The organism is Kitasatospora sp. NPDC034035 (assembly GCF_055575755.1).
In genome coordinates, this window is the sequence record NZ_JBVISA010000002.1 from 90,393 (window position 1) to 112,527 (window position 22,135).

A 22,135-nucleotide genomic window follows, 5' to 3' on the forward strand; every position below is an offset into this window, starting at 1 on the left:
CCACGGAAGGCGCGCCCGGCTGGGCGCGCCATCCGGCTCACGTCACGCCGTGGCTCAGGCGGCGAGCTCCTTGGCCCGGCGGGCGGCCTGCTCCAGGGCCCGGGCCTTGGACTCGGCGGCGTTCGGGATGAACTCGGCCAGCGCCGGGACGACCGGGGCCATGGTGAACTCCGGGACGATGAAGTCGACCTCCAGGCCGAGCGCGGTCAGCACCTTCTCCAGGTAGGTGGTGACGAACTCGAACGGCTCGCGCGGGGCGCCGGGCGCGTACGAGCCGCCGCGGGAGGCGACCACGGTGACCGGGGTGCCCTTGGCGGAAGGCGCCTCGCCGGCGGTGCGGCCGACCAGGATCACCTGGTCCAGCCAGGCCTTGAGGGTCGACGGGATCGTGAAGTTGTACATCGGGCTGCCGATCAGCACGGCGTCGGCCCGCTCCAGCTCGCCCATCAGCTCCTCGCGCAGCGCGAAGGCGGCGGCCTGTTCGGCGCTGTGGGTCTCGGCCGGGGCGAATCCGGCACTGATGCCGTGCACGTCCAGGTGCGGGATCGGGTCGGCGGCGAGGTCGTGGTAGATCACCGTGCCCTCGGGGTGCTGGGCCTGCCAGGCGGCCCGGAAGGCGGCGGTGACCTCGCGGGAGACGGAGCCGTCGGCGACCGCGGAGGAGTCGATGTGCAGAAGCGTGGGCATGGCCGACCTCCAGAGAATTAGTAGCTGCTGTTTTCGCTGCAGCTGCAAGTAAGGTAGCAGCTTACTTTTCTGCAGTCACTAGTGACGGTCGAGTACGCTGGATCCATGGCCCAGCACGAGGTAGTCACCGACGGAGCCCCGACCGCCACCGACGCGTGCGACGTCGCGGCCCACGGCGCCTGCCAGAACATCGACCTGGCCCTCGGCCGGGTGTTCACCCTGCTCGGCAAGCGCTGGACCGGCATGCTGCTGGGCGTGCTCAACAACAGCGGCCCGGCCTACTTCTCCGAACTGCGCCGCGCCGTCCCGGGCATCAGCGAGCGGATGCTCTCCGACCGGCTGACCGAGCTGGCCGAGGCCGGGCTGCTGGTCCGCGAGGTCGACGCCGGCCCGCCGCTGCGAGTCAGCTACCGGCTCACCGAGAGCGGCGTCGCGCTCAAGCCCGCCCTCCACGAACTGGCCGTCTGGGCCGACCGCCACCTGCCCGAGAGCGCCCTCAAGAGCGGCGGCTGCTGACCCTCGGGGCCGTCCGCCCCCGGACGTCCCGCCCCCGAAGATTCCGTCCCCGGACATGCGGAAGGGCCCGCCTGCTGTCACCAGCAGACGGGCCCTTCACCCGAGCGAATCGGTCAGTCGTTCAGCGCTTCTTCGCACCGCGCAGCCGGGCCAGCCGGTCGGCGAGACCCCAGGAGGTCACCCGCCACAGCGCCTCGACCACGATGCTGCGGCTCATCTTGGACGCGCCCAGCTCGCGCTCGACGAAGGTGATCGGCACCTCGGCGACCTTGAACCCGGCCTTCACCGTGCGCCAGGCCAGGTCGACCTGGAAGCAGTACCCGGCCGAGGCGACCTCGTCCATGCCCAGGCCCAGCAGGGTCTCCTTGCGGAACGCCCGGTAGCCGCCGGTGACGTCCTTGATCGGCACGCCCAGCATCAGCCGGGAGTACGTCGAGCCGCCGCGCGAGAGCAGCAGCCGCGACTTCGGCCAGTTCACCACCCGGCCGCCCGGCACCCAGCGCGAGCCCAGCACCAGGTCGGCGCCGCGCAGCGCGCCCAGCAGCCGGTCCAGCTCCTCGGGCTGGTGCGAGCCGTCCGCGTCCATCTCGACCAGGACGTCGTAACCGTTGTCGATGCCCCAGCGGAAGCCCGCGAGGTAGGCGGCGCCCAGGCCCTCCTTGCCCTTGCGGTGCATGACGTGCACGTGGGGGTCCTCGACGGCCAGCTTGTCGGCGAGCTCACCGGTGCCGTCGGGGCTGTTGTCGTCGGCGACCAGGACGTGCGCCTCGGGCACCGCGGCACGGACCCGGCCGACGATCCGCTCGACGTTCTCCGCCTCGTTGTAGGTCGGGATGATCACCAGGACCCTGCCGAGATCAGCAAAACTCTGCTGGTTCACGGTCACGTACAAACCTCTCGGCCGATGGCGGGGAATCTCAGAACACCGTCGCCCGCACTCTGGAACGCGGCTCCACCGGCAGCCCTCCGGCGGGGTGACCACGGTGGAGAACTGCGCGCAGGGCGGAGACTACTGCGTCCTGGCATCCTACTACCGCGCCCGGGAACCACCGGTCCGACCACGGCACTCCCACCTGACGCCCACCGTTTCCCCGTGGGTGACACCGTTCGGCTAGGGTCGATGCCCTTGCCCGTGCCCGGACCGCCCGCACCGCCGGGCCCGCCCCCGGCGATCCGGCACACCCGCCAGACAGCGAAGGAGTAGGACCGCGCGCATGGACAGGCTCGTCAACACCGTCCGCCCGTACGCCTGGGGGTCGCTCACGGCCCTGCCCGAGCTGCTCGGGCAGCAGCCGACCGGGGAACCGCAGGCCGAGCTGTGGATGGGCGCCCACCCCGGCGACCCGTCCCGCGCCGACCGCGGGGACGGCCCGCGCCGGCTGGACGAACTGATCGCGGCCGACCCCGAGGGCGAGCTGGGCGCCGCGAGCGTGGCCCGGTTCGGCCCGACCCTGCCGTTCCTCTTCAAGGTCCTCGCCGCGGGCACCCCGCTGTCCATCCAGGCCCACCCCACGCTCGACCAGGCCCGCGCCGGCTTCGCCGCCGAGAACGCCCTCGGCATCCCGCTGGACGCCCCCGAGCGCAGCTACCGCGACGCCAACCACAAGCCCGAAATGGTCTGCGCGCTGGGCGAGTTCGAGGGCCTGTGCGGCTTCCGCCGGCCCGCCGAGGCGGCCGAGCTGATGGCCCGGCTCGGGGTGCCCGGACTGGACCCGCTGATCGACCTGCTGTGCGTCGAGGACGAGTCCGAGGCGCTGCGCGGCACGCTGGCCGCCATCCTCACCATGGACGACGAGACCGCCCGGAAGACCGTCCGGGAGACCGCCGAGGTGCTGGCGGAGTGCGACGCCCGCGATCCGGACTGGTACTACGCGCCGTACGCCCGGATCGCCGAGGACTTCCCGGACGACCGCGGCCTGATCGCCGGCATGCTGCTCAACCACTTCCGGCTGCGGGCCGGCGAGGCGCTCTACCTGGGCGCCGGGGTGCCGCACGCCTACCTGTCCGGCGTCTGCGTCGAACTGCAGGCCAACTCCGACAACGTGCTGCGGGCCGGCCTCACGCCGAAGCACATCGACGTGCCGGAGCTGCTGAAGGTCGTGGTCTTCGAGGCCGGCGACCCCGAGGTGCCGGCCCCCGTCCCGGTCGAGGCCACCCCGGGCGAGGAGCTCTACCCCGTCCCGATCGACGAGTTCCGGCTGTCCCGCTTCGCGCTGGACGGCGTCGAGCGCGCGATCGACGGCCGCACCCCGCAGATCCTGCTCTGCACCGAGGGCAGCGCCCGCCTCACCGCCACCGACGGCACCGTCCTGGACCTCGCCCGCGGCCAGTCCGCCTTCGTCCCCGCCACCGGCACCGCGACCCGCCTCTCCGGCACCGGCACCACGCTCTTCCGCGCTACCGTCACCGTCTGAGTAACCGTCTGAACCACCCTCCGGCCGCCCCGGCCGCCCCGGCCGGGGTGGTCGTGGCGGCCGCCGTCCGTCTCGCGAAGGTGTCGGAGCCTTCGGGGACGTCCGAGCCGGGGCTTCGTCAGGGTCCGCCCGGTGGGTCGGGTGTGCGTTGCGGGGGTGCCTCCCAGGTGGCGGTGGTGTCGCGGGCGACGTCGTGCAGGAGGTCGACGAGCTTGTCCGCGAGGGGGGTGAGGCCGGCGTCGGACTTGGTCACGGCGTAGATCTGGCGGTAGGGCCTGGGCCGGGCCAGTTCGCGGTGGGTGGTGCCGGGGGCGTGGGTCAGGGCCAGGCGGGAGACCAGGGCCACGGCGATACCGGTGCCGACGAGGGCCTGGGCGACATCGTAGGACTCCGTCTCGAACCGCACGGTGGGAGCGAAGCCGGCCTCGCGGGCGGCGTCGTGGAACTGTTCGCGGGCGGCGTGGCCGGCCAGGATGGACACCCACGACTCGTCGCGCAGCTGCTCCAGGCGGAGTCTGGTGTCCGCGGGCTGTCCGGTGGCCAGTGGGTGGTCGTCGGGCAGGACCACCACCATCGGGTCCAGCAGGAGCGGGTGGGCTCGTACCTGCGGGGGCGGTGCGAGTGGCTTGCCCCAGGACGCGACGAGGGCCACGTCCAGGTGCCCCGCGCTGATCTCGTCCGCTCCGCGTCCGGAGACCACGTCCACGACGGACACGTCGGCGTCCGGATGGCGGTGCCGCAGAGCCGTCAGGGCCGGCGGGAGGAGGTGCAGGGCAGCCGCCTGGAACGTGCCGATCCGCAGGCGCAGCGAGAGGTGGCCGAGCAGTGCGGCCAGTTCCGTCTCGGCCTTGTCCGAGGCCTCCTCCACAGTGCGGCCGTGGGAGGCGAGCAGCGCGCCGGCCGGGGTGAGCGTTGCTCCGCGAGGACCACGGACGACCAGCGGCACCTGCCAGTCGCGCTCGGCCCTGGCCACCTGCTGGGTGATCGCCGCGGGTGTGAGCCGGAGCGCGTGGGCCGCTGCCGTCAGGGAGCCGTGGCGCTCGATCAATGCGAGAAGCCGCAGCTGTCCCGGGTCCACCACCATTCACCGATCTTAACGCTGCACCAATCGCTCTCAACTTCTCTTAGGACTGCCTGGGAGGAAGCCTGGTGTGCACCCGTGGACCGCAATCCCGGAAGGGCTCGTTGCCCATGCCCACGCACGTGCCCGTTCTCATCGCCACCACGCTGCTGCTGGCGATGCTGCCCGGCGCCAGCCAGGCCCTGATGATCCGCCAGGTCCTGGAAGGCGGCCGACACACGCTCCGAGGCACGCTCGCGGGCGACGCCACCGGCTTCCTGCTGTGGTCCACGGCCGCTGCGGCCGGGCTGTCCGCCGTTCTGGTGAAGCACTCCCCCGGAGCCGCGCCGAAGCAGAGCTCGAACCCGGGTCAGTCCCGGGTCATGTCGACGAAGCGCGAGTAGTGGCCCTGGAAGGCCACCGTGATGGTCGCGGTCGGACCGTTACGGTGCTTGGCGACGATCAGGTCGGCCTCGCCGGCGCGCGGGGACTCCTTCTCGTAGGCGTCCTCGCGGTGCAGCAGGATGACCATGTCGGCGTCCTGCTCGATCGAGCCCGACTCACGCAGGTCCGAGACCATCGGCCGCTTGTCGGTGCGCTGCTCGGGGCCACGGTTCAGCTGGGAGAGCGCGATGACGGGGACTTCCAGCTCCTTGGCCAGCAGCTTGAGGTTTCGGGACATGTCCGAGACCTCCTGCTGGCGGTTCTCGGCCCGGCGGGAGCCGCCGGACTGCATCAGCTGGAGGTAGTCGATGACGACCAGCTTGATGTCGTTGCGCTGCTTGAGCCGGCGGCACTTGGCGCGGATCTCCATCATCGACAGGTTCGGCGAGTCGTCGATGAACAGCGGCGCCTCGCTGACGTCGGGCATCCGGCGGGCGACCCTCGTCCAGTCGTCGTCCGTCATGTTCCCGGAGCGCATGTGGTGCAGCGCCACCCGGGCCTCGGCGGAGAGCAGACGCATGGCGATCTCGTTGCGCCCCATTTCGAGCGAGAAGATCACGCTCGGCAGCTTGTTCTGGATCGAGCAGGCCCGGGCGAAGTCCAGCGCGAGGGTGGACTTACCCATGGCGGGGCGGGCCGCGATGACGATCATCTGGCCGGGGTGCAGGCCGTTGGTGAGCGCGTCGAAGTCGGCGAAGCCGGTCGGCACGCCGGACATCTGGCCCTGCCGGGAGCCGATCGCCTCGATCTCGTCGAGGGCGCCCTCCATGATGTCGGCGAGCGGCGCGTAGTCCTCGTTGGTGCGCTGTTCGGTGACGGCGTAGATCTCCGCCTGGGCGGCGTTGACGATCTCGTCGACGTCGCCCTCGGCCGCGTAGCCCATGCCGGCGATCCGGGTGCCCGCCTCGACCAGGCGGCGCAGCACGGCCCGCTCGTGGACGATCTGGGCGTAGTACTCGGCGTTGGCCGCGGTCGGGACGGAGTTGACCAGGGTGTGCAGGTACGAGGCACCGCCGACCCGCTGCAGCTCGCCGCGCTTGGTCAGCTCGCCGGCCACGGTGATCGGGTCGGCCGGCTCGCCCCGGGCGTAGAGGTCGAGGATCGCGCCGTGGACCATCTCGTGCGCGGGCCGGTAGTAGTCGGCGGGCTTGAGCACCTCGACCACGTCGGCGATGGCGTCCTTGGAGAGCAGCATGCCGCCGAGGACGGACTGCTCGGCGGCGAGGTCCTGCGGGGGGACGCGCTCGAAGCCGTCCACGCCGCCTTCGCCGTCGCCCTCGCCACGGCGCTGCCAGCCGCCCTCCCGCTGGCCGCCCTCGCGCGAGGAGCCGTTCCGGCCGCCCTTGCCGCCCTGGGAGCCGCCCTTCTGGAAGCCGTCGCGGCCGCCGCCCTTGCCACCCTGGCCGCCGCGGCTGTGGGAGACCGGGAGCCGGTCGCCGGGGCCGTCCGGGAAGGGCGCGTCATCGAAGGCGGTGGCCGGGAAGGGGTCCTCTGCGGTCTGCCAGTCCTCCTCCGGCGGCGGGGCGTCGTGGTCGTCGTACTGGGGGCCGGTCACGCGTGTTCCCCGATCAGCGAGTGGTGCGAGTTTGGAGCGGGCTTGCCGGTGGCTGGGTGGATCGGATCCGCTCCTCTTTGTACGCCACGGCCCCGACAAATCGGACGCCGGGGCGGTGGGAGTGTCGGGCGGAGAGCCCACGCTAAGGCGCCGGACGGCCTTGCGCCAAGGCGGTTATCCACAGGGGGTGTGGATGAGCGGCCCCGACCTGTGGAGAACTGCCGCAAAGCTGTGGACACCCCTGTGGACGTCCCTGTGGATAACCAGACGATCGATCCACCGTCAACTTGCTGACCTGGGATTACCCCTTCCGAGGCCTGTGCATGAGAAATTCTTCACACACCTCCGAACGGCTGTGGGCACGGAGCGTGCGAACAGCGTCGCTCAGGACTTCGAGTAATGGTCACGACCCGCTGTCATCAATTACCTGTGGATGAGTAGCCTGGAGCCCATGACCGCCTCGCCGCCCAACGACACATCGTCGGCCCCCGACCGGCGCCGGCACGACCGGGAGATCCTCGCCCTGGCCGTCCCGGCCTTCGGCGCACTGGTCGCCGAGCCGCTCTTCCTGATGGCCGACTCGGCGATCGTCGGCCACCTCGGCACCCCCCAGCTGGCCGGGGTCGGCGTCGCCTCCGCCGCGCTCACCACCGCGACCGGCGTGTTCGTCTTCCTCGCCTACGCCACCACCGCGGCAGTCGCCCGCCGGATCGGGGCCGGGGACCGCCGGGGCGCCGTGCAGCAGGGCATCGACGGCATCTGGCTCGCCCTCGGCCTGGCCCTCCCGGTGGTCCTGCTGACCGTGCTGGCGGCTCCCTGGGTGGCCGACGTCCTGGGTGCCTCGCCGACCGCCGCGCCCTACGCAGTGACGTATCTGCGGATCAGCTCCCTGGGCATCCCGGCGATGCTCATGGTGCTGGCCGCCACCGGCGTGCTGCGCGGACTCCAGGACACCCGGACGCCCCTGCTGGTGGCCGTCGCGGGCTTCACCGCCAACATCGGCCTGAACGTCGGTCTGGTGTACGGCGCCGGCCTCGGGGTGGCCGGTTCGGCCTGGGGCACCGTGCTCGCGCAGACCGCGATGGCCGCCGTCTACCTGGTCGTGGTGGTCCGCGGCGCCCGCCGGGAGCGGGCCTCACTGCAGCCGGACGCGACGGGCATCCGGGCCTGCGCCAAGGCCGGCGGCCCGCTGCTGGTCCGGACGATCAGCCTGCGCGCGGTGCTGATGATCGCGACTGCGGTGGCCGCCCGGCTGGGCGACGACCAGGTGGCCGCGCACCAGATCACCATGACGCTGTTCAGCTTCCTGGCGTTCGCGCTGGACGCCATCGCGATCGCCGGCCAGGCCATCATCGGCCGCTACCTGGGCGCCTCGGACGTCCCGGGTGCCAGGGCCGCCACCCGGCGGATGGTCGAGTGGGGCGTCGGTTCCGGGGTGCTGCTCGGCCTGCTGGTGGTCGCCGCCCGCCCGCTGTACGTCCCGCTGTTCACGCCCGATCCGGCCGTCCGGGCGCAGCTGGACACCGCCCTGCTGCTGCTGGCGCTGAGCCAGCCGGTCGCCGGCCTGGTCTTCGTGCTGGACGGGGTGCTGATGGGAGCCGGGGACGGCCCGTACCTGGCCTGGGCGGCGCTCGCGACCCTGGCGGTGTTCGCCCCGGCGGCCTTCGCCGTCCCGGCCAACGGCGCCGGGCTGGCCGGGCTCTGGTGGGCGATGAACCTGTTCATGCTGGTCCGCGCCGCCTTCCTGGTCTGGCGCGCCCGTGGCGGCAAGTGGCTGGTCACCGGGGCCGTGCGCGGGTAGCCCGCGCGCCCGGGAACGACCGAGGGCCGGACTCCCGGAGGAGTCCGGCCCTCAGGCCACTGCGGGGGGAACTCAGGCAGCGACGACCGCGATGTCCAGGTTGGCCTGGACGTCGGAGTGCAGCTTGACCGAGATCTTGTGGGTGCCCACGGTCTTGATCGGCGAGGCGATCGCGACGGCGCGCTTGTCCACAGCCGGGCCGCCGGCGGCCTTGATGGCCTCGACGACGTCGGCCTGGGTCACCGAGCCGAACAGACGGCCGGCCTCACCCGAACGGACGGCCAGCTTGACCTGGACGCCCTCCAGCTTGCCCTTGACCTCGTTGGCGGCCTCGAGGGTCTGGATCGCGTGGATCTTGCGGGCGCGACGGATGGCGTCGACGTCCTTCTGGCCGCCCTTGGTCCAGCGGATGGCGAAGCCACGCGGGACCAGGTAGTTGCGGGCGTAGCCGTCCTTGACCTCGACGACCTCGCCGGCGGAGCCGAGACCCGGCACCTCGTGCGTGAGGATGATCTTCATTACTTGGTCACCCTCTCTTAGCGCGCGGTGCTGGTGTAGGGCAGCAGCGCCATCTCACGGCTGTTCTTCACGGCCGTGGCGACGTCACGCTGGTGCTGGGTGCAGTTGCCGGTGACCCGGCGGGCACGGATCTTTCCGCGGTCGGAGATGTACTTCCGCAGCAGGTTCGTGTCCTTGTAGTCAACGTAGTTGACCTTGTCCTTGCAGAAGACGCAAACCTTCTTCTTCGGCTTGCGAGCAGGCGGCTTCGCCATTGTGTGCTCCATTTGGGGTTCACGGCCCGGCCGGCGTCCGGGGACGCCTGCGGCCGGGCCGCACGAAATCTGTCAGCTCTTAGAACGGGGGCTCTTCCGAGAAGCCGCCGCCACCGCCGGACGGGGCGCCCCAGCTGCCGCCCTGGTTTCCACCGGACGGGGCGCTGGAGGCCCAGGGGTCCTCGGAGGGGCCGGACTGGCCACCGGAGTTACCACCCCAGTTGCCGCCCTGCTGGCCGCCACCGCCGCCCCAGTTGCCACCGCCCTGGCCGCCGCCCTGCTGGCCGCCGAAGCCGCCACCGGGGCCGCCAGGACCGCCGGAGCGGTTGGCCCGGGTGACCTTGGCGGTCGCCGAGCGCAGGCTCGGGCCGACCTCGTCGACCTCGACCTCGAAGACCGTCCGCTTCTCGCCTTCCTTGGTCTCGTAAGACCGCTGGCGCAGTCGGCCCTGCACGATGACGCGCATGCCGCGCTGCAGCGACTCGGCCACGTTCTCCGCCGGCTGCCGCCAGACGTTGCACGTGAGGAAGAGGCTCTCGCCGTCCTTCCACTCGTTCGTCTGACGGTCGAAGGTGCGGGGGGTGGACGCGATGCGGAACTTCGCGACCGCCGCACCCGACGGGGTGAAGCGCAGCTCGGGGTCGTCGACGAGATTGCCGACGAGGGTGATGACGGTCTCGCCTGCCATGGTGGTGATGACCTCTCGGGAAGATGTCCGTTCACCGCTGTTTCACGTGAAACAGCGGACGCGAGCTACCCGAGACCCGAAGGCCTCAGAGGTGGCTCAGTGGGTGTCCGGGCGCAGGACCTTGGTCCGCAGAACCGACTCGCTCAGGCCCATCTGGCGGTCGAGCTCCTTGACGACCTCAGGCGTGGCCTTGAGGTCGATGACCGAGTAGATGCCCTCGGACTGCTTGTTGATCTCGTAAGCCAGACGGCGACGACCCCAGGTGTCGACCTTCTCCACCTTGCCGCCGCCGTTGCGGACGACAGTGAGGAAGTTCTCGATCAGGGGGGCGACAGCGCGCTCCTCGACCGAGGGGTCGAGGATGACCATCAGCTCGTAGTGACGCATGAGTAACCCACCTCCTTTGGACTCAGCGGCCACGGTCTCTCCGTGGCAGGAGGGTTGTGCGTAGCGTCGGCACCGGCGCGGTGACGACTCCGGCCCACCGTAGCGGCCGGGTCCGACAATCGGCCCCCGTCCACCCCGGAGGGGTGTCGCCCGAAAGAGGGCGCAAGGGGGCACAACTACACCAGTGCAGACGGCACAGCCTACCCGCACCCGGACGGCCGAACAAAACGCATAGGGGTTGTGAGACCGACCCAACCGCCGCAATCTGGACGGAACGGGATTCCTGCCCGTTCGTCTCCACGCCAGGAGGTGGGACTCATGGCCCAGTCCGTCCACCGCATGCCCGCGCTCACGCTGAACACCGACGGCCACCCGCACCCCCGCGAGAACACCCTGGTGGCGCTCACCGCCGTCCTGGGCGTCATCGCCTTCACCACCTCGTTCTTCCACAACCTGCATCTGATGACCTCGTGGACCGGCCTGGCCGGCATCATCACGGGGCTCTGGGGGATGTTCGTCTCGGTCACCACCGCCGAGCGCTTCGTCCTGATGATCACGCTCGGCGCCTCCGCGGTCGGCTTCTACCTCGGCATCGCCCGGGGCGGCCTCTGGGGCTGAGCCGGCGCCTCCGGGGCCGGACCGCCCCGGCCCCTCCGGAACCCTCGGCGCCCCCGCCGCGTATCTGCAAGAGGACAGGTACCCGACGGGGGCGCCGTCGTGCCCGCCGCGACGGGGGCACCGAGGGCCCCGGACGGTAGGGTCAGCCCGAGAACCCGGGGCCCACCGCAGCCCGACCGACGAGGAGCACCGAGCAATGAGCCTGCGCCTGAGGACGATCACCCGCGAGGAGCACCTCGCCTTCATCAGGAGCCGCGCCTCGGCCAGCCACATGCAGGTGCCGTCGTGGGGCGACGTCAAGGCCGAGTGGCGGTCCGAGTCGATCGGCTGGTTCGACGACGCCGACCAGCTCGTCGGCGCCGGCCTGGTCCTCTACCGCCAGCTGCCGAAGCTCAAGCGCTACCTCGCCTACCTGCCCGAGGGCCCGGTCATCGACTGGTTCGACCGCGACCTCGACCGCTGGCTCTCCCCGATGCTGGCGCACCTGAAGTCGCAGGGCGCGTTCTCGGTGAAGATGGGCCCGCCGGTGGTCATCCGCCGCTGGAACGCCCCCACCATCAAGGAGGCCATCGCCGCCAAGCAGGCCAAGCGCCTGCGCGACGTCGAGGCCGACTGGTACGAGGCGCGCGCCTTCGAGGTGGCCGACCGGCTGCGCAAGGCCGGCTGGCTGCAGGGCGAGGACGGCGGCGCCGGCTTCGGCGACGTCCAGCCGCGCTACGTCTTCCAGGTGCCGCTGGCCAACCGCTCGCTGGACGACATCCACAAGAACTTCAACCAGCTCTGGCGCCGCAACATCAAGAAGGCCGAGAAGAGCGGCGTCGAGGTGTTCCAGGGCGGCTACGACGAGCTGCCGATCTTCCACCAGCTCTACCTGGTCACCGCCGAGCGCGACCGCTTCACCCCGCGCCCGCTGTCCTACTTCCAGCGGATGTGGAAGGCCCTCACCGCCGAGGACCCGAACCGCATGCGGCTCTACATCGCCTACCACGAGGGCGAGCCGCTGGCCGCCACCACGATGCTCGTGGTCGGTGAGCACGTCTGGTACTCCTACGGCGCCTCGGCCAACCACAAGCGCGAGGTCAAGCCGTCCAACGCCATCCAGTGGCGGATGATGCGCGACTCCTACGCCCTCGGCGGCGGTGTGTACGACCTGCGCGGCATCAGTGACACCCTGGACGAGAACGACCACCTGTTCGGCCTGATCCAGTTCAAGGTCGGCACCGGCGGCCAGGCTGCCGAGTACCTCGGCGAGTGGGACTTCCCGCTCAACAAGCTGCTGCACAAGGCCCTCGACCTCTACATGTCCCGCCGCTGAGGAGGCTGACCCGATGACGCTGTCGCTCTACCTCGACACCGAACGCTGGCGCACCCACCAGCGCTCCGTCCTCGCCGAGTTCCCCGGCCTGGTGCCGGTCGCCAAGGGGAACGGCTACGGCCTGGGCAACCACCGGCTGGCCGAGGAGGCGACGCTGCTGGGCACCGGTGTGCTCGCCGTCGGTACCGCGTACGAGGCGGCCGACGCCGCCGAGTGGTACGGCGGCGAGCTGCTGGTGCTCACCCCGTACCGGGTCGGCGAGGAGGTCCTCCCGATGCCGCACGCCCGGGTGATCCGCACGGTCGCGGGCGTGGACGCCCTGCGGACGCTGCACGGCACCCGGGTGGTGCTGGAGTGCATGACCACCATGCGCCGCCACGGTGTGAGCGCCGCCGACCTGAGCACCGTCGCCGCCGAGCTCGAGGGCGTCAGCTTCGAGGGCCTGGCGCTGCACCTGCCGATGGACCGGCCGGACGGCTCCAGCCCGGTCGAGGAGGTCGCGTACTGGGTGGACACCGCCCGTGCGGCCGGCATCCCGGTCCACACCGTGTTCGTCAGCCACCTCGGCGCGGCCGGCATGGAGCAGCTCGCCCAGCGCTACCCGGAGACCGTCTTCCGGGCCCGGATCGGCACCCGGCTCTGGCTGGGCGACCACGCCGCGTTGGAGGTCCGGGCCACCGTCCTGGACGTCACCCCGGTGAAGAAGGGCGACCGCTACGGCTACCGCCAGCACCCGGCGCCCGCCGACGGCCACATCCTGGTGGTCGCCGGCGGCACCGCGCACGGCATCGGCCTGGAGGCGCCCAAGTACGTGCAGAGCATGGCCTCGCGGGCCAAGGGCATCGCCCGGGCCGGTCTGGCGACGGTCAACAAGACCAAGTCGCCGTTCCACTGGGCCGGCAAGCAGCTCTGGTTCGCCGAGCCGCCGCACATGCAGGTCTCGCTGCTGTTCCTGGACGGCGAGACCGGGGCCCCCGCGATCGGCGAGGAGCTCGGTCTCCAGGTCCGTCACACCACCACGCACTTCGACCGCGTGGTGGACCGCTAGCAGCGGGACGGGTCACGGCTTCTCGGCCGGCTCCGACAGTTCCGGCTCACCGAGCCACTGCTCGGGGCCGGCCGGCGCGTACGCGGCGTAGGTCTCCTCCTCGCGCAGCCGCCGGGCGGTGCCCAGCACGAACACGTCCGGGGCGTGGTCGAGCACCCCGCCGGAGGGGTCGTCGCTGCCGTCCCAGCGGACCGGGTCGCGGTCCGGGTAGAGGACGTCGCGGACGACGAGGGCGACCAGGTAGAGCGTGCCGATCAGGTGCAGCGCGATCGCGAAGTGGTACCAGGCCTCGCCGATCCCGTGCTGCTTGGGCCCCGTGACGAAGCCCAGGTGGGACCAGATGCCCAGGGTGTAGAGCACCTCGCAGGCCTGCCAGACCAGGAAGTCCCGCCAGCGCGGCCGGGCCAGCGCCGCGAGCGGCAGCAGCCAGAGCGCGTACTGCGGCGAGTACACCTTGTTGACCAGCACGAACAGTGCGACGACCAGGAAGGCCAGCTGCGCGAAGCGCGGGCGGCGCGGCGCCGAGAGGCCGAGCCGCGCCAGGGCCAGGCAGCCCAGCACCATCAGCACACCGATGTAGAGGTCGAGGTCGGCCAGCCCGACGCCGCGGGTCTGCATCAGGATCAGCCAGAACGAGCCGTAGTCCTCGCCGCGGTGCTTGCTGAACACGTAGAAGGTCGACCAGCCCTGCCAGTTGGCGAGCATGATCGGCAGGTTGACCAGCAGCCAGGAGCCCACCGCGCCGCCGAGCATCACCCGGAACTCGCGCCACTTGCCGGCCCGCCAGCAGAGCACCAGCAGCGGGCCGATCAGCAGCACCGGGTAGAGCTTGGCGGCGGTGGCCAGGCCGATGAAGACGCCGGCCCAGCCCGGCCGGGAGCGGGCCCACCAGGCCATCGCCACGGCGGCCAGGGCGACCGCGAGCAGGTCCCAGTTGACCGTGCCGTTGAGCAGCAGGACGGGCGCGAGCGCGAACAGCAGCGCGTCCCAGGGGCGGCGGCGGTGGGTGCGGGTGAGCGCCACGGCCGCGACCACCGCGCAGGCCATCAGCAGCCCGGCGTTGATCGCCCAGAACCACTGCTCCTGGCTCTGCTGGTTGCCCCCGCCGGGCGTCAGCCAGGCCGCGACCTGCATGAACAGGCCGGTCAGCACCGGGTACTCGAGGTACTGCAGGTCCCCCGACGAGCCCGGGATGCGGTCCACGTACGGGTGCAGTCCGGCCGCGAAGCCGCGTCCGGAGAACAGGTGCGGGATGTCGCTGTAGCAGGAGTGGATGTACTGCGGCGAGCCCGGCTGGAACCAGGCCTGCTCGTAGCAGGGCAGCTTCTGCGCCATGCCGAGCACCGAGACCACGATCACCGCGAGCGCCAGGAAGCGCGCCGGGATCCACCAGGAGACGCCGAGCAGTGCCCGGCGCCCGGGCGGCCCGCCGATCACCTCGCTGCCGGCCGCCGCCACCGGGTCCTCGTCGGCCGGAACGACCACGGTGTCGGGCAGCGGCGCGGCCGTGGCGACGGCTGCCGGGGTGGGCCCTGCGGCGGCGCCGGGCCCGGCCGGTCCGGCGGTTTCGTCACGATCGCTCGACGTCATGCCGGACATCCTGCCGCACCATCCGCGCCGGGACGAGGAGGACCCCGCAACGGTCTGCGGAGGTCCGCGGGCGGCCGGATCCGCGAAACCCGACGAAAACGGCGGTGGCGGCCCTCCGAGGAGGACCGCCACCGCCGTCGGCGCTTCACGTCGGGGGTGCTACCCCCCGACGGGCGGGGCGCCGGTGGACGTCGGCGTCGGCTTGCCGGTCGGCTTGCCGCCGCCACCCGGTGTGGAGCTGTCGGTGGGCGTCGGCTGCTGCGTCGGGCAGCCGATCACCGGGAGGCAGCTGTTGGTCGGGTGCGGGGTCTTGGTCTTCGTCGCGGTCGGCTGCGGGTCGCCGGGGCAGTCCACGCCCGGCACGCAGTTCAGGGTGGGCTGCGGCGGCAGGGGCTGGGTGGGCTGCGCCGGCGGCTGGGTCTGCGTCGGGGCCGCCGGGCTGTCGCTCATGGTCGGCGTCGGCACGGGCGTGGCCGTGGACGGCGCACCGGAGGAGTCGACCTCGGTGCCGACCGGCTGCGGGGTCGGGAAGTCCAGCTTCTTCTCGTTGGCCAGCGCGACCTTCATGTACCGGGTGAAGACATCGGTCGGGATGTCACCACCGTGGATGGACTCCTTGCCGCCGGTGCCGTTGAGCGACTGCCGCTCGTGCTTGTTCGGGTCCTCGCGCCACATCGCGACGCTGGTCACCAGCTGCGGGGTGTAGCCGACCCACCAGGCCGACTTGTTCTGGTCGGTGGTACCGGTCTTGCCCGCGACCGGGCGGCCCAGGTCCTTGGTCTTGGTACCGGTACCCTTCGCCGCCACGTTCACCAGCACGTCGGTGACGTTGTCGGCGACCGTCGGCTCCAGCGCGACCTTGGCGTCCTTCTTGCCGAAGCCCGGGCGATCCACGCCGTTCAGCTCGACCTTGGTGACCGAGTACGGCTCGGACTCCTTGCCGCTGGCCGCCAGGGTGCCGTAGGCGGTAGCCATCCGGATCGGGCTGATGGTGGAGGTGCCGAGCGGGAAGGTCGCGGTCTTCGGGTCCGCGAGGCTCTCCTTCTTGACACCCATCTGCACCGCGATGTCGGCCACGTTCTGGCCGCCGACGTCCTGGTTGAGCTGGACGAAGGGCACGTTGTACGAGTACTGCATGGCCTGCCGCAGCGAGACGTAGCCGTGCTTGCTGGCGTCCTCGTTCTTCTGGTGGTACGGCTTGCCGTCGTCGCCGATCACCAGCGAGCCGTCCGGCTTGCGGATCTCGGACATGTCGTCGGCCAGGTAGCGGCTGTCGGCGTTGATCCGCTTCGGCTTGCCGTCGTCGCCCTTCGCGGTCTGCACGCCGACCTGCATCGCGGTGGCCAGCACGAAGGGCTTGAAGGTCGAGCCGACCTGGACGCCGGAGGCGTCGGCGTTGTTGTCGAAGTGTCCGTTCTCCACGCCGTCACCGCCGTAGAGGGCGATGATCGCACCGTCGCTGGGGCGGATGCTGGCGGAGCCGAACTGGATGTTGGTGTCGTTGTCCGGGCGCTTCTGCGGGTTGAGGTTCTCCGCCTTGACGTCGTCCACGGCCTTCTTCAGGGCGTCGACCTTGTCCTTCTCGAAGGTCGTGTAGATCTTCAGGCCGCCCTTGTCGATCACCTGCTGGGTGATCGTCTTGTCGTTGTTCATGACGTACTTGTTGGCGGTGTCGACCAGGTAGCTGATCTCACCGTTCATGTTGGAGCTGGGCTTCAGCGGGATCGGATCCGGGAAGGCACTGCACTTGGCCCGCTCCTCGGCGGTGACGGCCTTGGTCTTCACCATGTTGTCGAGGATCCAGGACCAACGCCCCTGGGCCCGGTCCTTGTTGGCCGGGTTGGTGGGGTCGTAGTACGCCGCGCCCTTGAGCAGGCCCGCCAGCATGGCGCTCTGACAGAGGTTGAGGTCCTTGGCGTCCACCCCGTAGTAAGCCTGGGCGGCGGCCTGGGCCCCGTTCGCGCCGCGACCGAACCAGCTGGTGTTCAGGTAGCCCTTGAGGATCTCGGGCTTCCCCTTCTGCTGGTTGATCTTCAGCGTGATGAAGAACTCCTTCACCTTGCGGCTGAGGGTCTGCTCCTGGCTCAGGTAGGCGTTCTTCACGTACTGCTGGGTGATGGTCGAGGCGCCCTGGGTCTCACCTCCCTTCGCCATGTTGTAGACGGCGCGGAGCATGCCCTTGGGGTCGATGCCGCTGTCGGTGCGGAAGTCCTGGTTCTCCGCCGCGATCACGGCGTTCTGCAGGTTGGGGCTGATGTCGGAGAGCTCGACGATCTGACGGTTCGTCTGGCCCTTGCGGGTCATCTCGGAGCCGTCGGACCAGTAGTAGATCGTGTTCTGGCCCTGCACCAGCTTGTTCAGCTCCGGGACCTCGGTGGTCTGGTACAGGTAGAACACCAGGCCCACGAAGCAGCCGAAGACGAGCAGGAAGCCGCTCAGCCACTGCTTCCAGGACGGCAGCCAGCGCCGGACCCCGGTCTTGCCGAACCGCGGGTAGTCGATGAAGCGCTTCTTGCCGGGCCCGGAAGCCGCGGCGGCACCGCTCCGGCCGCCCCCCTTGTCCTTCTTCTGCCCGGCCTTGCGCATCTCCGCACGGGTCATCCGGGGCTGCCGGGCGGTCTCCCGAACGCCCGGCGGGCGCCGGCGCCCGATCCCGTCCGAGTTCAACTCGTCGGGACCCGGCCCTCCCCGACGGCCGCCGCCTCCCGGGGGCTGCTGCCCGTCACCGCCCGGGTCGGGCGTCCTTCGCCGTCGTTCGCTCATCTTCCAGCCACTCCTCGCCAGGCGTCTCCAGCCTGAAGGCAGGGGTTCACGTCCGATGCCCGCAAACCGCCCTAACCCCGGAGGTGGTCTTCGTGCACACGCGACAGCGTACGCAGCACAGAAATACAACTAATCGGGCATCAGTCGCCAATAACCGCAAAACGGCGACAGATCATTACACGGCCGTTGCCAACCTCACCCGCGCGTCGGCTTGTGATCACATTCACGCGTGCCCCCCTTGCCCGTTCCGGGGGTCGGGTTTACTGTTCTCGATATATCGAGCCGATACATCGAAGCGGAATACCGCCGGATGCAGCGGCCGGACGAGGGCCGAGAGGGAGGAGGACCACGGCAGTGGGCAGGCGCTCAGGAGTGCTGGAGTTCGCCGTTCTCGGCCTGCTCCATGACGCCCCGATGCACGGCTACGAGCTGCGCAAGCGGCTCAACATCCTGCTCGGTACGTTCCGGGCACTCTCCTACGGAACGCTCTACCCCTGCCTGAAGAGCCTGGTCGCCCAGGGCTTCCTGGTCGAGGACAACCCGGACGTCGAGTACGTCCCGGCCACCGCGCTCAACGGCAAGCGGTCCAAGATCGTCTACCGGCTCTCCGCCGAGGGGAAGCAGCGCTTCGAGGAGCTGCTCGCCGACTCCGGCCCGGACGCCTGGGAGGACGAGCACTTCGGCGTCCACTTCGCGTTCTTCGGCCAGACCGACCGGGCCGTCCGGATGCGCGTCCTGGAGGGACGCCGCAGCCGGCTGGAGGAGCGCCTGGAGCGGATGCGCAACTCGCTCGCCCGTGCCCGCGAGCGGTTCGACGACTACACCGTCGAACTCCAGCGGCACGGACTGGAGTCGGTGGAGCGCGAGGTCCGCTGGCTCAACGAGCTGATCGAGACCGAGCGGTCCAACCGCACCGGCCGGACCGGTCCCGCCACCGGCGGCGACTCCACCGCCGTACCCCCCAAGACTTCGGACGGCCGTGGCCAGGAGACCGGGTCCTCGGACCCGTCCGGGCCACCGTACGACCGCCCGGGGCGCTCCGCCCAGGAGCGCTGACACCGCGCCAGCCCTGTGCCGCGCGGCAGGAGTGGGCGCCTCGCGCCCTTACAAGCAGTCATCGAAGAAGCAGGACGAGTTCCGCCGGTTCCGGCGGTCCTCATGAGATCACAGGGAGCAACCGGAAATGGGTTCGGTTCGCGTAGCCATCGTTGGCGTGGGCAACTGCGCCGCGTCGCTGGTGCAGGGTGTCGAGTACTACAAGGACGCCGACCCGGCCGGCAAGGTCCCCGGGCTGATGCACGTCCAGTTCGGTGACTACCACGTCCGTGACGTGGAGTTCGTCGCGGCCTTCGACGTCGACGCCAAGAAGGTCGGCTTCGACCTGGCCGACGCCATCGGCAACAGCGAGAACAACACCATCAAGATCTGCGACGTGCCGCCGACCGGCGTCACCGTCCAGCGCGGCCACACCCTCGACGGCCTGGGTAAGTACTACCGGGAGACCATCGAGGAGTCCGACGAGGCCCCGGCCGACGTCGTCCGGATCCTCAAGGACCAGCAGGTCGACGTCCTGGTCTGCTACCTGCCGGTGGGCTCCGAGAACGCCGCCAAGTTCTACGCCCAGTGCGCCATCGACGCCAAGGTCGCCTTCGTGAACGCCCTCCCGGTGTTCATCGCGGGCACCAAGGAGTGGGCGGACAAGTTCACCGAGGCCGGCGTGCCGATCGTCGGTGACGACATCAAGTCCCAGGTCGGCGCCACCATCACGCACCGCGTGATGGCCAAGCTGTTCGAGGACCGCGGTGTTCTCCTCGAGCGCACCATGCAGCTGAACGTCGGCGGCAACATGGACTTCAAGAACATGCTCGAGCGCGAGCGCCTGGAGTCCAAGAAGGTCTCCAAGACCCAGGCCGTCACCTCGCAGATCCGCGACCGCGAGCTGGGCTCCAACAACGTCCACATCGGTCCCTCGGACTACGTGGCCTGGCTGGACGACCGCAAGTGGGCCTACGTCCGCCTGGAGGGTCGCGCGTTCGGTGACGTCCCGCTGAACCTGGAGTACAAGCTCGAGGTCTGGGACTCCCCGAACTCCGCCGGTGTCATCATCGACGCCGTGCGCGCCGCCAAGATCGCCAAGGATCGCGGCATCGGCGGCCCGATCCTGTCGGCCTCCTCGTACTTCATGAAGTCCCCGCCGGTCCAGTACTTCGACGACGAGGCCCGCGACAACGTCGAGAAGTTCATCCGCGGTGAGGTCGAGCGCTGAGCTGACGGCCCCTAGCCGCGCCTAGCCGCTCCGAAGAGCCCACGATCACCGGATCGTGGGCTCTTCACCGTTTTCCGGCCAATGTTTCACGTGAAACAGCAACCGGTTCCATGGCACTCTGGGCGGGTGGCGATCACCGAGAACGGCAGCACCCACCAGTCCGCGCACCGCGCCACGCTCGTCGATCTGCTCCGGGGCCACGACTTCCGGCGGCTGCTGACCGCCCGGGTGCTCTCCCAGCTCTCCGACGGCGTCTTCCAGGTCTCGCTCGCCGCCTACGTGGTCTTCTCCCCCGAGAAGCAGTCCTCCCCCGCCGACATCGCCTCGGTGCTGGCCGTGATGCTGCTGCCGTTCTCGGTGATCGGCCCGTTCGCCGGGGTGCTGCTGGACCGCTGGCGCCGCCGCCAGGTGCTGTACTTCGGCAACCTGGCCCGCTTCGGGCTGGGCCTGGGCACCGGCGCGCTGCTCCTGGCCAAGGCACCGACCCAGCTGTTCTTCGCGTCGGCCCTGCTCGTCACCGCGCTCAACCGGTTCATCCTGGCCGGCCTGTCCGCCGCCCTGCCCCGGGTGGTGGAGCAGGACCGACTGGTCACCGCCAACGCGCTCTCCCCCACGCTCGGGACGGTCGCCGCCGCCTGCGGCGGGGGCATCGGCTTCCTGCTGCACCAGGTGATGACCCCGGGTCCCACCGCGGACGCCGCACTGGTCACGGTCGCCTCTCTGCTCTACCTGTCGGCCGCGCTGGCCGCCCGGCGGATGGACCGCGACCTGCTCGGCCCGGAGCAGCACGCCGACCGCCCGGCACTCGGCCAGGCGCTGGTGCGGGCCACCGTCGAACTCGGCGCCGCCGTCCGCCACCTGGTGCGGGACTGCCGCCCCGCCGTGCACGCGCTGGCCGCCGTCACCGCGGCCCGGTTCTGCTACGGCGTGCTGATCGTGGTCGTGGTGATGCTCGCCCGCTACACCTTCAACGACCCGGCCGACAGTGCGGCCGGCCTGGTCACCCTCGGCCAGGCGGTCGGCCTCTCCGCCGCCGGGTTCTTCGTCGCCGCGGTGGTCAGCCCCTGGTGCACCCGCAAGCTCGGGCTGACCGGCTGGATGACGGCCTGCCTGGTCGCCCCGGTGGTCTTCGTCCCGGCGCTCGGCCTGGGCTTCACGCTGGTGCCGTGCCTGATCGCCGCCCTGCTGCTCGGAGTGGTCACCCAGGGCACCAAGATCTGCGCCGACACCGTGGTGCAGGAGTCGGTCGAGGACGAGTACCGCGGCCGGGTCTTCGCCATCTACGACGTGCTGTTCAACGTCGCCTTCGTGGCCGCCGCCATGGTCACCGCACTGGTGCTGCCGCTGTCCGGCCGCTCGGTCCCGGTGGTCGTCGGGGTCGCCGCGGTGTACGCCGGCACGGCGGTCGTCTACCTGCGCGCCGCCCGCCGCCGACCGCACCCCTGACCGTCTCTCCACACATCCCCCGGGACTCGGGACCGATGGCGTCCGACCGAGTCGCTAAGGTGTCAGACCTGTCGGAGCGACAGCACTCTGTCTCGGGGGACGAACTGATGAGCACACCGCCCAATCCGTACGGGCCACCGGTCGTACAGCCGTACGGTGCGCCGGTTCCCCCGCCGGCCGCCCCGTACGGACCGCCGCCCGCCTACGGGCAGCCCCCGCAGCCGGCCCCGGCCGGGTACGGGCAGCCGCCGTCGTACGGGCAGTCCCCGTACGGGCAGCAGCAGCCCTACGGGCAGGTGCCGTACGGACAGCAGCCGCCCGCCGGGGCGTACGGCTACCCGCAGCCCGCCGCACCGACGCCGAGCGCACCGCCGGCCAAGAAGAGCAGCGGCATCTCCAAGCTGAAGATGGTCGGCCTCGCGGGCGGCTGCGTGGCCCTGGCGGTCGGGTACTTCGTCGCCGGGCCGAGCGTCAGCAGTGCCAAGCCCGGCGACTGTGTGCGGGTGAGCGGCTCCCGCTCTGTCGAAATCGCCAAGTGCACTGATTCCACAGCGAATTACCGCGTACTGTCGAAGTTCGAAGGCACCACCGACGTGAACCGCTGCAAGCAGACGCCGCAGACCACGAGTGCCGTCTCGGGCAAGAGCGGCCGCCGCTGGAACAAGAAGCGGTACGTGCTCTGCCTCGGTCCGATGGCACCCGCCACCACCGGCCTCCCGCCGGTGAAGAAGTCCTGAACTCTTCCGCCACTCCGTCCCCGGGGG

General features: G+C 70.7%; 21 protein-coding genes. 11 read left to right on the forward strand and 10 right to left on the reverse strand.

Annotation, left to right across the window (positions count from 1 at the left end; translation table 11 throughout):
* Nucleotides 1-54: 54 nt before the first annotated feature.
* Entirely contained in the window at nucleotides 55-687 is a 633-nt protein-coding gene (locus ACZ52J_RS03165; protein WP_465615400.1) for an FMN-dependent NADH-azoreductase, read from the reverse strand.
* A 105-nt stretch (nucleotides 688-792) separates the two neighbouring features.
* Here ACZ52J_RS03165 and ACZ52J_RS03170 point away from each other — a divergent pair, with 105 nt between their 5' ends.
* On the forward strand, nucleotides 793-1,203 hold the full coding sequence (locus ACZ52J_RS03170) for a winged helix-turn-helix transcriptional regulator (protein ID WP_465615402.1): 411 nt from the start codon (nucleotides 793-795) through the stop codon (nucleotides 1,201-1,203).
* Nucleotides 1,204-1,324: 121 nt separating this feature from the next.
* Here ACZ52J_RS03170 and ACZ52J_RS03175 read toward each other — a convergent pair whose 3' ends face one another.
* Nucleotides 1,325-2,089 (reverse strand): polyprenol monophosphomannose synthase, encoded by a 765-nt coding sequence (locus ACZ52J_RS03175; protein WP_360502449.1) that lies wholly within the window; start codon nucleotides 2,087-2,089, stop codon nucleotides 1,325-1,327.
* A 328-nt stretch (nucleotides 2,090-2,417) separates the two neighbouring features.
* On the opposite strand from ACZ52J_RS03175, the gene manA reads away from it, so the two are divergent.
* The gene (gene manA / locus ACZ52J_RS03180) at nucleotides 2,418-3,617 is read left to right on the forward strand and encodes a mannose-6-phosphate isomerase, class I (protein WP_465615404.1); all 1,200 of its coding nucleotides are present in this window, start codon (nucleotides 2,418-2,420) and stop codon (nucleotides 3,615-3,617) included.
* 118 nt (nucleotides 3,618-3,735) lie between these two features.
* Here manA and ACZ52J_RS03185 read toward each other — a convergent pair whose 3' ends face one another.
* Nucleotides 3,736-4,701, reverse strand: a complete 966-nt coding sequence (locus tag ACZ52J_RS03185) for a LysR family transcriptional regulator (RefSeq protein WP_465615406.1) — start codon at nucleotides 4,699-4,701, stop codon at nucleotides 3,736-3,738.
* 107 nt (nucleotides 4,702-4,808) lie between these two features.
* On the opposite strand from ACZ52J_RS03185, the gene ACZ52J_RS03190 reads away from it, so the two are divergent.
* Entirely contained in the window at nucleotides 4,809-5,081 is a 273-nt protein-coding gene (locus ACZ52J_RS03190; RefSeq protein ID WP_465615408.1) for a hypothetical protein, read from the forward strand.
* Here ACZ52J_RS03190 and dnaB read toward each other — a convergent pair.
* Entirely contained in the window at nucleotides 5,048-6,676 is a 1,629-nt protein-coding gene (gene dnaB / locus ACZ52J_RS03195; RefSeq protein WP_465615410.1) for a replicative DNA helicase, read from the reverse strand. The genes ACZ52J_RS03190 and dnaB overlap by 34 nt on opposite strands.
* A gap of 451 nt (nucleotides 6,677-7,127) precedes the next feature.
* Between dnaB and ACZ52J_RS03200 the strand changes: the two genes are divergently transcribed.
* A complete protein-coding gene (locus tag ACZ52J_RS03200) occupies nucleotides 7,128-8,477 on the forward strand; it encodes an MATE family efflux transporter (protein ID WP_465615412.1) in 1,350 nt (449 codons plus the stop codon).
* Between the two features lie 72 nt (nucleotides 8,478-8,549).
* Here the strand turns inward: ACZ52J_RS03200 and rplI are convergent, their stop codons facing one another.
* From rplI to rpsF, 4 genes are all read right to left on the reverse strand, one after another.
* Nucleotides 8,550-8,996 carry a 50S ribosomal protein L9 gene (rplI, locus tag ACZ52J_RS03205; protein WP_360502462.1) on the reverse strand — a complete coding sequence of 149 codons (447 nt, stop codon included), beginning with the start codon at nucleotides 8,994-8,996 and terminating at the stop codon, nucleotides 8,550-8,552.
* A gap of 17 nt (nucleotides 8,997-9,013) precedes the next feature.
* Nucleotides 9,014-9,250 (reverse strand): 30S ribosomal protein S18, encoded by a 237-nt coding sequence (gene rpsR / locus ACZ52J_RS03210; RefSeq protein ID WP_030059640.1) that lies wholly within the window; start codon nucleotides 9,248-9,250, stop codon nucleotides 9,014-9,016.
* A gap of 79 nt (nucleotides 9,251-9,329) precedes the next feature.
* Nucleotides 9,330-9,938: a single-stranded DNA-binding protein gene (locus ACZ52J_RS03215; RefSeq protein ID WP_360502464.1), complete on the reverse strand. Its 609-nt coding sequence runs from the start codon at nucleotides 9,936-9,938 to the stop codon at nucleotides 9,330-9,332.
* 96 nt (nucleotides 9,939-10,034) lie between these two features.
* Complete coding sequence (gene rpsF / locus ACZ52J_RS03220; RefSeq protein ID WP_360502466.1) at nucleotides 10,035-10,325, reverse strand: 30S ribosomal protein S6; 291 nt, start codon at nucleotides 10,323-10,325, stop codon at nucleotides 10,035-10,037.
* A gap of 318 nt (nucleotides 10,326-10,643) precedes the next feature.
* Between rpsF and ACZ52J_RS03225 the strand changes: the two genes are divergently transcribed.
* From ACZ52J_RS03225 to ACZ52J_RS03235, 3 genes are all read left to right on the forward strand, one after another.
* Nucleotides 10,644-10,943: a hypothetical protein gene (locus tag ACZ52J_RS03225; RefSeq protein WP_360502469.1), complete on the forward strand. Its 300-nt coding sequence runs from the start codon at nucleotides 10,644-10,646 to the stop codon at nucleotides 10,941-10,943.
* A 196-nt stretch (nucleotides 10,944-11,139) separates the two neighbouring features.
* Nucleotides 11,140-12,258 (forward strand): lipid II:glycine glycyltransferase FemX, encoded by a 1,119-nt coding sequence (locus tag ACZ52J_RS03230; RefSeq protein WP_360502471.1) that lies wholly within the window; start codon nucleotides 11,140-11,142, stop codon nucleotides 12,256-12,258.
* A 13-nt stretch (nucleotides 12,259-12,271) separates the two neighbouring features.
* Nucleotides 12,272-13,306 (forward strand): alanine racemase, encoded by a 1,035-nt coding sequence (locus ACZ52J_RS03235; RefSeq protein WP_360502474.1) that lies wholly within the window; start codon nucleotides 12,272-12,274, stop codon nucleotides 13,304-13,306.
* Between the two features lie 12 nt (nucleotides 13,307-13,318).
* Here ACZ52J_RS03235 and ACZ52J_RS03240 read toward each other — a convergent pair whose 3' ends face one another.
* Complete coding sequence (locus ACZ52J_RS03240) at nucleotides 13,319-14,896, reverse strand: glycosyltransferase family 87 protein (RefSeq protein WP_465615416.1); 1,578 nt, start codon at nucleotides 14,894-14,896, stop codon at nucleotides 13,319-13,321.
* 159 nt (nucleotides 14,897-15,055) lie between these two features.
* Nucleotides 15,056-17,497: a transglycosylase domain-containing protein gene (locus tag ACZ52J_RS03245; RefSeq protein ID WP_465615418.1), complete on the reverse strand. Its 2,442-nt coding sequence runs from the start codon at nucleotides 17,495-17,497 to the stop codon at nucleotides 15,056-15,058.
* Between the two features lie 516 nt (nucleotides 17,498-18,013).
* Here ACZ52J_RS03245 and ACZ52J_RS03250 point away from each other — a divergent pair.
* The 4 genes from ACZ52J_RS03250 (at nucleotide 18,014) to ACZ52J_RS03265 (ending at nucleotide 22,108) form a co-directional block, all read left to right on the forward strand.
* A complete protein-coding gene (locus tag ACZ52J_RS03250; RefSeq protein ID WP_360502480.1) occupies nucleotides 18,014-18,715 on the forward strand; it encodes a PadR family transcriptional regulator in 702 nt (233 codons plus the stop codon).
* 127 nt (nucleotides 18,716-18,842) lie between these two features.
* Nucleotides 18,843-19,925, forward strand: coding sequence for an inositol-3-phosphate synthase (locus tag ACZ52J_RS03255; protein ID WP_360502482.1), 1,083 nt, complete (start codon nucleotides 18,843-18,845; stop codon nucleotides 19,923-19,925).
* A 126-nt stretch (nucleotides 19,926-20,051) separates the two neighbouring features.
* Nucleotides 20,052-21,371, forward strand: coding sequence for an MFS transporter (locus ACZ52J_RS03260; protein ID WP_465615421.1), 1,320 nt, complete (start codon nucleotides 20,052-20,054; stop codon nucleotides 21,369-21,371).
* A gap of 107 nt (nucleotides 21,372-21,478) precedes the next feature.
* Nucleotides 21,479-22,108 (forward strand): LppU/SCO3897 family protein, encoded by a 630-nt coding sequence (locus ACZ52J_RS03265; protein WP_465615423.1) that lies wholly within the window; start codon nucleotides 21,479-21,481, stop codon nucleotides 22,106-22,108.
* Nucleotides 22,109-22,135: the final 27 nt, after the last annotated feature.